Source organism: Clostridium sp. MCC353 (assembly GCF_018785315.1).
Lineage (GTDB): Bacteria > Bacillota > Clostridia > Lachnospirales > Lachnospiraceae > CHH4-2.
In genome coordinates this window covers 597-12,323 of sequence record NZ_WQPN01000100.1, presented here as the reverse complement: position 1 = coordinate 12,323, position 11,727 = coordinate 597, and the positions used below count along the sequence as shown (strand labels likewise).

At 50.0% G+C, this 11,727-nt stretch carries 7 protein-coding genes and 1 riboswitch; of the genes, 1 reads left to right on the top strand and 6 read right to left on the bottom strand.

What is annotated here, in order from left to right; all coding sequences use genetic code 11:
• Positions 1-88: 88 nt before the first annotated feature.
• The 6 genes from GPL15_RS17350 to GPL15_RS17325 form a co-directional block, all read right to left on the bottom strand.
• Positions 89-1,429, bottom strand: coding sequence for a nucleobase:cation symporter-2 family protein (locus tag GPL15_RS17350; RefSeq protein ID WP_215699956.1), 1,341 nt, complete (start codon positions 1,427-1,429; stop codon positions 89-91).
• Positions 1,422-1,913: a xanthine dehydrogenase subunit XdhC gene (gene xdhC / locus GPL15_RS17345; RefSeq protein ID WP_215699955.1), complete on the bottom strand. Its 492-nt coding sequence runs from the start codon at positions 1,911-1,913 to the stop codon at positions 1,422-1,424. The genes GPL15_RS17350 and xdhC overlap by 8 nt, the downstream gene beginning before the upstream one ends.
• Complete coding sequence (gene xdhB, locus GPL15_RS17340; protein ID WP_215699954.1) at positions 1,906-2,796, bottom strand: xanthine dehydrogenase subunit XdhB; 891 nt, start codon at positions 2,794-2,796, stop codon at positions 1,906-1,908. The genes xdhC and xdhB overlap by 8 nt, the downstream gene beginning before the upstream one ends.
• Positions 2,797-2,807: 11 nt before the next feature.
• Complete coding sequence (gene xdhA / locus GPL15_RS17335; RefSeq protein ID WP_215699953.1) at positions 2,808-5,231, bottom strand: xanthine dehydrogenase subunit XdhA; 2,424 nt, start codon at positions 5,229-5,231, stop codon at positions 2,808-2,810.
• Between the two features lie 198 nt (positions 5,232-5,429).
• Positions 5,430-5,525, bottom strand: a riboswitch (purine riboswitch).
• 131 nt (positions 5,526-5,656) lie between these two features.
• On the bottom strand, positions 5,657-10,777 hold the full coding sequence (locus tag GPL15_RS17330; protein WP_215699952.1) for a DUF4132 domain-containing protein: 5,121 nt from the start codon (positions 10,775-10,777) through the stop codon (positions 5,657-5,659).
• Between the two features lie 10 nt (positions 10,778-10,787).
• Positions 10,788-11,207: a hypothetical protein gene (locus GPL15_RS17325; RefSeq protein ID WP_215699951.1), complete on the bottom strand. Its 420-nt coding sequence runs from the start codon at positions 11,205-11,207 to the stop codon at positions 10,788-10,790.
• 157 nt (positions 11,208-11,364) lie between these two features.
• Here GPL15_RS17325 and GPL15_RS17320 point away from each other — a divergent pair, with 157 nt between their 5' ends.
• Positions 11,365-11,565, top strand: coding sequence for a hypothetical protein (locus GPL15_RS17320; RefSeq protein WP_215699950.1), 201 nt, complete (start codon positions 11,365-11,367; stop codon positions 11,563-11,565).
• The last annotated feature ends 162 nt before the right edge of the window (positions 11,566-11,727 follow it).

The window sequence follows — 11,727 nt, the reverse complement described above, 5'->3', positions numbered from 1 at the left end:
CAATTCCTCTCATCCACGGCCGCCTGCCCCAGATTCCCCGTCTTCATGGCGTCACTCCTGCCAACTCGTTAAATAAAGATATACCTAATCACTCCTCCAGCGTTTTGATGTCCATATCCTTTGGCAGCAGAAGGCTTAACACAACGGAAATGACGAACACCACAGCCACCACATTGGAGGAAAACACCGACTGCACCAGCGGCGGGAAAATATCCCAAATACCGATTTCACTGGCGGTTGTAAATCCGATGCCGATTGCCAGGGACAGGGAGATGATGACAATATTCCGCTGGGAAAACCCGCATTTTGCAATCATCTGGACTCCTGACGTCAGAATACTTCCAAACATCATGATGGTGCATCCGCCCAGCACAGACTGGGGAAGGGATGCGAAGAAATTCCCTACCGGCGGCAGAAGGCCCGCCAGGATCATGCAGACGGCTCCTGTCATAATCGTAAACCGGTTAACCACTTTCGTCATGGCGACCAGCCCCACATTCTGGGAAAAGGAAGTGACAGGGGGACATCCGAACAATGTGGAGAATGAGGATGCATATCCGTCGCAGGCGAGAGAACCTGAAATCTCCTTTCCGGTAATTTCCCGGTTCAGACCACCGGAAACCAGGGCGGAAGTGTCGCCTATGGTCTCAGCCGCAGACACCAGGAAGATGATGCAGGCTGAAATGACAGCACCTGCATGGAACTCCGGAATAAAAGGAAGAAGCTTGGGAAGAGCGATAAAGCCGCCCGACAGAATCAGGCTCAAATCCACCTTGCCCAGAAAAATGGCTATCACATAGCCCACAACCAGCCCCGCCAGCACGGAAAGTTGTTTTAAATACCCCTTCGCAAAAATATTCCACAAAATACAGGTGATCAGAGTGATAAATCCCAAAATCAGGTTCTGGGCAGACCCGAAATCATCCGCATAACCGCCGCCAAATGACCTGGCCCCTACGGTGAACAGGGAAAATCCGATGGCCGTTACCACAGAAGCGGCCACAACAGGAGTGATGATCTTTCTCCAGTATTTCGCCAGCAGCCCCAAAGTCCCTTCGAACAGACCGCCGATCAGCACGGCCCCGATTACCGACGGATAACCGTAATTTGCCGCAATGGTGCTTAAAACGGTCACGAAGGTGAAGCTGACCCCCATCACCACCGGAAGTTTGGAACCAATCCTCCAGACCGGATATAGCTGGATCAGCGTGGCAATACCGGCCACGAACATGGCATTTTGAAGCAGGACGGCGGTCTGGGCCTGGCTCAGGGCCGGCTGGGCCGCTCCCGCTATAATCGTAATCGGAGCAAGGTTTGAAACGAACATGGCCAGGATATGCTGCAGGCCAAAGGGTATTGCTTTCCCTAAAGGCACCCGGCCGTCCAGCTTGTAAATATTGGTGATGCTGCAGTCCGCGCCCCTATTCATTTTTATTTACCTCCCTGTACACCTCCTCTACGATCCGCTCCATGGCGTTTAAAATATTCTCGTATCCCGTACATCTGCACAGATGGCCGGAAATCAGCTTCTTTAACTCTTCCCTGTTGTATTTTTTTCCGGTTCCCACGATCTCTACAGCGCTCATGATCAGGCCCGGGGTACAGAATCCGCATTGAACGGCGGCTTCCTCAATAAATGCCCTCTGAATGGGGGACAGCTCCCCATTGGGGCCTTTCAGCCCTTCCACAGTCAGAATGCTCTTTCCTTCCGCCCACATGGTCATATAAATGCAGCTGTCCACGGCCTCGCCGTTGACCAGCACCGTACAGGCTCCGCACTCTCCCACTTCACAGCCTTTCTTCACAGAAGTCAGGCCGAATCTCTGCCGCAGCGTGTCTAACAGGGATTCCCTCTCGTCCACCGCTGTTTCTACCTCTTTACCGTTCACTTTCATATGCACAATTTTAAGCATTGACTTCACCCCCCGCTTTTTTCACCGCTTCTTTTAATGCCCGTTTGGACAGTTCTTCGATCAACTGAAGGCGGAACTCCTTAGAAGCTCTCCAGGAAGAACGGGGATTGACTTCTGTTAACGCCGTTTTTCCGAATTCCTCCATGGCCTCAATATCCGTAACTTCACGGCCTTTTAAGCCCTCTTCCGCCTTTTTGCAGCGGAGAGGAGTAGGCCCGGCCACGCCGTAGCCCAGGCGGACATCTTCGATCCGCTTTTTATCCTCTGAAAGCTTCACCCTCACCGCGCAGCCCAGAGTTGCGATCTCCATGGCTTTCCGTTTGCCGTATTTGATATAATGGCCTGCCCAGCCCTCATAATTTTCTTTGGCGATTATAAAATACTTGCATACCTCGCATCTGTCGCGGACCGTCCTTCCAGGGCCGGTATAGAACCCGCAGACAGGAACCGTCCGTTCCCCATTTGGCCCTTCCAGCACAGCCAGGGCGTCCAGAGTCCACATGGTGGAAGCGGAATCCGCCGATGTGGCGCCGTTGCAGATATTTCCCCCGATGGTTCCGGTATTTCTAATCTGGGGGCCCCCCACCTGGTCAACCGCCTCACCCAGCATCGGGATATATTTCTGGATCAGCGGATCATTGGTAATATGGGAAAATGAGGTGCCCGCCCCGATCCACAGATCGCCGTTTTCCAACAGCTTTACCCCTTTCAGTTCTTCAATATTATGAATGGAAACCACTGACTTTCCGGCGTCCTTTCCTTCTCTCACCCGGATCAGCACATCCGTGCCCCCGCTTATGATCTGGGCATCGGGATCTCTTTCCAGGTATTCTATGGCTTCCTTTACACTTTTCGCATCATAAAATGATTTTATATCAAACATAACCCTTCTCCTTATATCAGACCGTTTTCTTTGAATTTGGCAATCAGCCGCTGAGCTGTCATGGGCAGCACGTTCATGTGGACTCCCGTCGCATTTAACAGGGCGTTGCGGATTGCAGGCGCTACCGGGATTGCAGGCGGTTCTCCCAGGGATTTGTTGCCGTAAGGGCCGGTGGGATCATCCAGCTGGATAAATTCCACGTGCAGGTCCGGTGTATCCATGGCAGTGGGAATCTTGTAATCCAGCAGGTTGTCATTCAGCGTCCTTCCCGTCTTTTCATCCACTAAAATCTCCTCCGAAAGGCCGTATCCCAGCCCCATGCTCATGCCTCCATGCACCTGGGCGCGGGCCAGTTGTGGATTGATTAAGATGCCGGAATCATGGACATTGATGATGTCTTTTACAGTCACCAGGCCAAGGGGCATATCCACTTCTATTTCCACAAAACAGCAGCCCGAAGAGAAGCTGTTGTCCTTACACTGGTTCGATACTTCGGCAGTAATATGTACGGATCGGTCCAGAGAATAAAATGCGGTATCCGCCACCACGGCCACGTCAAACAGCTCCGGTTCTCCTCCGTTAACAACTACCCTGCTGTCCACAATATCCAGCATATCCGCAGTGACTTCATCCTCTTCGTCCAGCCCCAGGGCCTCTTTAATCTTCTCAGCCGCCTCTTTTACCACATCGGCGTAAACTGTCTTTGAAAGGTCGCTCACATCATGATTCAGCATGTAAGCCGCATACTCCAGAATCTTACCCCGCAGCTCTTCCCCGCACTTTTTACAGGCCATGCCTGAAACGTAAGTCTGGCGGGACGCGTAAGCGCCGGTGTCAAATGGAGTGGTATCCGTATCCTGGGTGGACACAATATAGACCTTATCCGTGGAAATGCCCGTGGTCTCAGACGCCATCTGGGTGAATACAGTATCCGCACCCTGGCCGATTTCGGTAGCTCCCATGCATACCTGCATGGAACCGTCCTGGTTCAGCACCATCCTGGCGGACGCGGTCTCCAGTGATATTGGGTGGACGCCGGTCTTATAGCAGAAAATGGCCATGCCGATCCCCTTTCTCACAGGGCCGGTCTGGTTTTTATACGCGCTCCATTTTTCATCCCAATGGATATACTTTCTGCCTTCTTCGATACATTTTTTCAAACCGTAAGAGTGGAAAGTGATGCCGTTGGCCGGATCCACAAACCCTTCTTCCATACAGTTTTTCAGACGGAACTCACAGGGATCCATGCCTATGGCATCCGCCATATCGTCGGCCAGGCATTCCGTAAACCAGGCCGCCTGGGGAATGCCGTAGCCCCTCATGGCGCCTGCGGTCGGAGAGGACGTATAGACGGTCCAGCAGTCCACTTCCGTATCCAGTTCATCCCTGTACAAATCTTTAAATACATTGCCGCAGTTGGCGCAGATCGCATGGCCGTGGGAAGCGTAGCCGCCGTTGTTGGCATAGGCTTCCAGCTTTCTTGCCAGGATACGGCCGTCTTTTGTCATAATCCCTTTGCATTTTCCCTGAATGGCGTGACGGGTTCTGGTCCCTGTGATCGTCTCCTCACGGCTGATTTCCAGCCTGACAGGGCGTCCGCCCACCGATATGGACAAAAATGCGTTCAGCGGTTCATACAAAACATCCTGTTTATTGCCGAAACCGCCGCCTATATAAGGCTTGATCACCCGGACTTTTCCTACGGGCACTCCCAGGGCCTGGGCCGTACACCGCCTTACGATATGGGGGATCTGGGTGGAAGAAGTGATGGTGATCTTTCCGTTGGTATCCACATAAGCCCAGGAAACCGGAAGTTCAATATGGCAGTGTGAAATGCGGGCCGTATTGTACTCCTCTTCCAAAGCGATAACATCGGCTCCATATGTATTTCGGGCCTCTTCCATTCCCTTTTCGTAGGTAAATTCACTGTCTTTCATGGTCATATGGGTATGGGCAATCACATTATCCCGGCGGATATCCGGGTGCAGCGCAGATGCCTTCTCATCCATCGCGGCTTCCACCGTCACAATCGGTTCGTATTCCTCATATTCCACCTTGATTAACCGGGCTGCCCGGGCTGCCGCAACTTCATTTTCCGCAATGACCGCTGCAATATCGTCCCCATACAGACGCACCCTCTGATTTAACAGTTTCCGGTCGCTGATGTCCTGATGTTTCGTTTCCACACTCCACGGATGTCCTGCCGTAGGAAACTGGCAGTCCGGCACATCGAAGCAGGTGACAATCTTCACCACTCCCGGCACTTTCTCCGCTTCGCTCAAATCGAAGCTCTTTACCAGCCCATTGGCTATGGAAGAATGGACAACCCTGCCGTGGAGAATATCCCTGGGTTCCAGATCCGCGGTGTATTTGGCCTCCCCGGTCACTTTTCCATAAGCATCCACACGTGTCATTTTCTGACCTACAATCTTCATTTTGACTCCTCCTTGATTCGCTCAACCAATCCTGTTTCCCGGTTCTTTTGCCGGCAGGCAAAAAGTCTGTCAGCCCCCATGCCTGATCATATTCCTGCATGATAAGTTCAATTCCCCGGGGCCAAACAGACTCTCTTCCACCTGATCCGCCATCCCTTCTGTTCCGAAAAAATACAGATTTCGACGAAACAAAAAAAGAGCTGGCTACATAACATATGTAGTCAACTCTTTCGGTAGTTGGTAGAGACTCTGGGCCAATCCCCAGGATATACATAATTGGTTCACGATTTGTTCAGTTGTAAATATTATAACATTGAACCTTTTGTTAGTCTATTATTAAAACTGTGCAAAAACAAGATCTGGTTTTGTGCACTTTGTACTATAAAAGATCATATTTTCCCGTTTTCCCAACGACTGCAATATTCTCACAAATGGATAATCTGAGACAGTATATAAGGGTCTTTTATTTTCTTGTCCTCTGCAAACAGCACAACCTTGGAAATAATTTCCGCAGTCTTGGGGTCTTCATCCAAAAACGGCAGGAACAATTTTCCTCTTCCCTGGGAGTGCACAGGCAGCACGTTGATCTGGTGGCCGCCCATCTGGTGGATCACTCCGCTTCCCAGATGAATGCTGTAGCTGCCCCTGCTTCCTTCCACAAAGGCATGGCTTCCCTCCAGACGGACATTGGAAAGCTTAAACAGCGGCAGGGAGAATTCCAGAATTGCTTTGCGCATCTCGACCGTTGAATGGCTGGTTTCCGGATCTACGCCTCCTGCATGGGCCACGCTTACGGCCAGATCCACATCCCTCATGACCTCAGAATAGACGATATCAGGGATCTCTTCGATCTTCACATTCTTAAATGTCTTACGGTCGGTAAACTCCACCCATTCCAGCGCAGGCGCTTCGATATCGCTTGGCGAAAACCAGTCGGCCAGCGCATAAATATGAGCGATTAAATTCTCCTTGTAATAGACTTTCTGCAGGCCCTCTTCATAGTCCGCAATCCATCTCCTGCTCTTTAAGCAGGCCACGGTTTTGGACGGCTGGATCTGGTTGCCCGCAAACATGGTGGAACGCTCTTTATCCAGCTCCTCGGGAAGTTTTACATAGAGTTCCCGGAATACCTGTTTAAACGGCTGCTTTTTGATATTTCCTTCCCCGGCTCCGGCGAAGATCATCTTCTGGTATTCATGCCAGCAGCCGGACCGGTAGAGGTCAAATGGATGGGCGATTCTGATCTGTGCGTCATCAGGCAGAGAATGAATCTCCCCGAAACAGTCCACAAGCCCTTTTCCCTGCATCCATCCATGGACCGGATTCTCTCCCTCTGTGATGAATACCAGTGAAGTGACCACCGGCTCAATCACCGGATTTTCACAGAGCAGTTTCAGTTCCTGGTACTGGTACAGTTCCCGTTCCTCCATAGATTGTTCAAACATTTTAACCGTCCTGGAATACTGGTCCTTCAGCTTCTTTTCGGTCTCTTTCAGCTTCAGGTAATATTCCTGCTTTTTAAGTTTTGCCGGAACCGACTTCAACTGTTTCCCGCCCTTTTGGCAGATCACCTGTGTCCTCCCGTTTTCATCCGTATGGAGATTTAACATTACGCCGTCAATCTCCTGTTCCTCAAAATACGGCCCGTATGATTTGACCAGTTCCGATTCCATAGCCAGCGTCAGCCGGGTCACATCCGTATATCCAGCGGTATTGGCCATGTTTTTGAGGGCCGTGGACACAGCCAGGGATTCGCTGGCCCTTCTCTGGGCGCCGAACTGCTTACTTTCTTTTAAAAACTTCTGCAAAAATTCATACCGGTCCAGGAGATCCTGTTTTCCCTCAACGGGAATCAGGCCATAGCTCATCAGAAGGTCTTTGTTCCGCTTGTCCTCAATCACCGGCCTCAGTTCATTTGAGGTAACTGTCCCAAGGGCCGCATCCGCATATTTTCTCGCCCTGGCATGTTTGCTGCCGTCGGAAATGTATTTGGCCGCATCATAAAGCCGTTTAAACCGCTCCTCGCCCAATAGCCCGTAAGCCTCCTTAAACCAGGCCACGTCAAATGCCCCGTTATTCAGTTCTTCCGGCGAAAGCGGCGTATATCTGGCGATCATGGCCGCCTTTTTATCATCAAACCGCTCATTCATATGGGCCATAAAATAATAGCATCCGCTTTTCAGCCCCGGCCAGCCCAGATATTCTTCAATCATGGAAAGCCACTGGGGGGCGTACATGGCCGTTTCTATAATTTTCTGTTCTTTGATGCTGGACTGGCTGAATAAGCGGCCCATTTTTTCAGAATTATCATCCTCCAGGGGATAGCAGATCTGGAGAAGATAGCTCAGACACTCTTTTCTTCCCGTCCTGTTTCCCGACCAGTAATAGTAAGTTCCCCTATCCAGCTTTTCATTGCCCAGGGCCTTCAGAATCTGGGCCAGCCGCTCCAGGCCGAAAATCCGCTTCATGGAAGATATGCTGTCGGAAAATTCCGTTGCCATCTCTCCCCGCTTCAGCTCCACATCCAGTATCATGTCCGTTATCCTGAAATAAATCTCCCGCCCCATCTTCACAAATGGGCTGTTATCATCCAGTTTTTCCTCTTCCAGCTCTTTTGCGGACAGAAATCTGCTCAGACATTTTTTATCCCTGGCATTCATGCTGTCCATAACCAGGCGAGACAGATCCTCCAGCGCATTTCTCAGGTCGATTCTCGTGAATATGGACTGATACACCAGCTCTATGGGAATCAGGCCCAGGACACAGGCTTTTATATAATGATAAACCGTCAAAAATGAAACCGCCCGGTTGTTGTAATAATTCCCGCTTCTATCGTTGTGTTCAATGAACTTTAATTTGTCATCAAGCAGATACATGGCAGTAAAATTCTGTCCAAACTCATCATCATTGGCCCAATCCTCTAACGTATCTAAAAGCCGGGAAATCACCGGAATATTGATCAGAGGATAATCCTGCACCGAATTATAATAATATCTTCCGTCCGGTTCGACCTCATACCACAAGTCTTCTTCCGGTATTTTATCCATAATTTCATATACCAGTTCCAATGCTGCCTCTCTTGTGCCCTGTTCAGGATAAATGCTTTCAAGAATCGCGAAAACAGTATTGACCGTACTGCTGTATCCCCCTTTGGTGTACCGGCTGCTGGGCATCCGGTAGTCCGCCAGATCTTTGCCAATGAGCATTTTACCATACTGCTCCAGCTTCTCCCTCTCTTTGAGTTTGCCGCCGTAAACGTTAATGATATTGAAACTGCCGAGAATAAGCAGCTTTAACAAATGGGGGTCCCGGATTTCCTGTTCATAGAAGTTAACCCACAGTTCTTTAAAAGGATAGCGGTCCGCTATGGGCGCATTGCCATAAGCGGTGGGAACCAGGCTGTTCCCCAAAAGCACTTCATTGCCCAGGCTGTTCTTGTATTCCGCCCCGGCATGTTCCTCTATCAGTGCCGCCAGTTTTTTGACGATGCGTTCCATCTCTTTGGGAGAAATGGAAAAATAATCTCTGATCACGCGGGAATCGGGCTTTCTGACAGGACAACGGAACGAAAATCCCGGCGTATACAGCCCATATCCCTCTTCTGCCGGCTTTTCATCTTCTGTAATTTCACTGATCAATATCTGCTCTTTATCCGAAGTTGTCTCTAGTTTTCCTGCTTCACTGACCAGCTGTGCTTTTACCAGACCGCTTCTGTCCGACTTTTTCGCCTGGATGACCAGAGACAGCCCTCCGTCCCGGATCTCTTCCACAGGGGAATTGAGAAGGCGTTTTACGGAAGCCAGCAAAAGCTCATCCGGCTGTTTTTCCAAAAGCTTTAACACATTTCTGCGGATATTTCCATTCTTATATTTCAAAAATCCTTCCAACTGCTCATAATCATCCGCGGAAAATGTGAGCCTGTCCGCGATCCGGCAGGCAGTATCCCTGGCTCCGCTCTCCTTATCAGCAATATAACTGATCAGCAGCTTTTTCTGGCGTTCATTGGCCGGGTGATGAAGCAGCAGTTCCACCCAAAGGCCCCTGGAAGAATAGCCCTCGCTGGTATCTATCATGCTCAGTTTTTCAGCCATTTCTTCCATGTACGCTTCATCTTTCAGGGCATAGGCAATGATGCTCATCCGCTTGATGATCTGGGTTCTGGACAGGGTAATCCCATACCAGGGAAAAATACAGGGGAAAAACTCCCGTTTTTTCTTAGTCATGCCATTTAAAATACCCCTCAGAATCCCATAATGTTCCCGCGCCTCCTCTTCGCTGTCAAACAGCCGGGAAACAGGGATCTCTTCATACACTTTCTCCGTCTTATTCCTGTTTTCATTATAATTCAGGGCCTGATATGCATACGTCTGGGCAGATTCCAGATAAGTGGGGAAAAATGCAGCGATAATCTCTTCATCGTCCGCAAACTTTTTAACCGCCGCTTTTGCGGTCACGGATGTGATCTTCGGCCATTGCAGGGTGCGGTTAAAATAAGACATGGTGAGAATCTGGTTTCTGGTTCCATGTTCCAGATATTCCTGCATCACATCCACCGCGTCCTGAAGCTCATAAAATCCAAGGGTCCACAGCCCAATGGCAATCTGTATGGTGTCATTGGTCTTTAAAAACTCTCTGGCCGCCGCCGGGTCTTTGATGGACTGCTGCATCAAGGACACCATTTTGTCGGTAATGCGGTCCACATGTTCCAGATCACAGATTCCCGTCCATGTTGCCACAGCCCGTTTTACGGCTGCAAAACGGGTCAGCCCATTCTCGCAGATCGTATCAAATATCCGGATAAATGCCTCCACGGTTCCGCAGTCCGCATTTTCGCACACAGCCTGCCGCACCCCTTCCTGAAGCCTGGCAGCCAGCAGAAACTCAGCCAGAAGTTTATGCAGGCTTTCATCGGAACTCTTAATGATGCCCCGGATCACGTTCACGGTCAGAACAGCCGTGTTGTTTTCGCTGAGAATCAGCTCCCGGACCGCCCCAATCACATCCTCGTCTCCCAGGTCGATCCTGGCCGCGATGATGTCGTCAAAATGTCTCATTTTGAACCCGAAGACGGAATTGTGTTTATAATCCAGCTTTTCTGGTTCCATCTGGTCCAGCAGATAATCCGCCACACTGCACTCGAAAAACTGCAGCACCCGGTAATCCCTCAGAAGAGTGAAAACGTGTTCCACCTGGGGAAAATACCGTTTCGTCCGCACCGTCCTCCGGTAAATGTTCTCAGCATAAGGAAATTGATTCAATTTGTCTATGATGTAATAATAATCCTCTTTCAATTGTTTCCCGGTAAAATATTCCGTCAGTTTTTCATAATGCTTTTTCATCAGTTCGGAATAGGTTCCGATCTTTTCATTCCTGCAGAATTCCATAGCCTCTTCGGTGATGGTAACCGGCTCCGCCCGGTATGCTCCTATCCGCTCCACTTCTTTCACCTGATTTTTCAGGCCATTTCCCGCTAAAAGCAGCTTTTTATCCCATTTCTTCTTAAAGTTATCCACCAGCTTCTGCCGGGATTCCATACTGTACTCCATATCCCTTCCCTCACCACATTCTGCCGGCCAGCATGGTCATTCTTATGAATGTCAATTCACTCTCTTCATGCAGCCCCACCGGCGTTTCCAAGTTTTCCAGTCTCTCTCCATCCACAAATAAGGCGGTGATTCCATCTTCGAAACACTGCCATGCATTTTCCACCGCTGTTTCAAACTCCGTCTCATTTGTATTATAATGGATTCCAAAAGCAATTTTTCCCGATTCCGCCTGGTTTTCGATCTCCTCTTTCGTGAGCACGCGGGCGATGTCCGTATCCCGGCTTCCTTTTTTATAAGCCTCTAAATTGATCCGCACCGTCTCTTTCAACAAATCTTTTACCGTACGGATGGAAGCCGGATAATCGTAAGTTATGGGAACCGCTTGAGGGCGGTTTCTGCCCAGCTTTTTTACATAAATGTTTACTTTCACATGCGCCTCCATTAGTAATTTCGTTATGGTTTTATTTTACATTGAGGAGGGGGGTTTTACAATAGAGATGGGGAAATCTTTATTTAGTTGATTCGTAAAAGTAACGCCATGAATCCTGGGAACGGGGACGGACGGGGGCGGAGGCCTGCTTGGAGGTTTGACGCCGGGCGGAGCGGAAACCGTTGGCGATGAAAGCCGGCTTCCAACCGTAAGTGAAACTAAGGCTCCAGGGACGGAAAAAGACGGTCCGATGCCCATTCACGGTAAACTCTTTATAGGACTTTACCGTTCAGTGGGCATCTCAGAAACTGATTTGGTTTTCAGTTTCTGCCCGTCTTTTTCCGTCCCTGAAGCCTAAGTTTCACTAACGGTTTCCAGACGGCTTTCATCGCCAACGGTTTCCGCTCCGCCCGGCGTCAAACCTCCAAGCAGGCCTCCGCCCCCGTCCGTCCCCGTTCCCAGGATTCATGGCTGTGTACTGGCCTGATAAAGGATAAATAAAGATTGGGGGAAGGGAAGG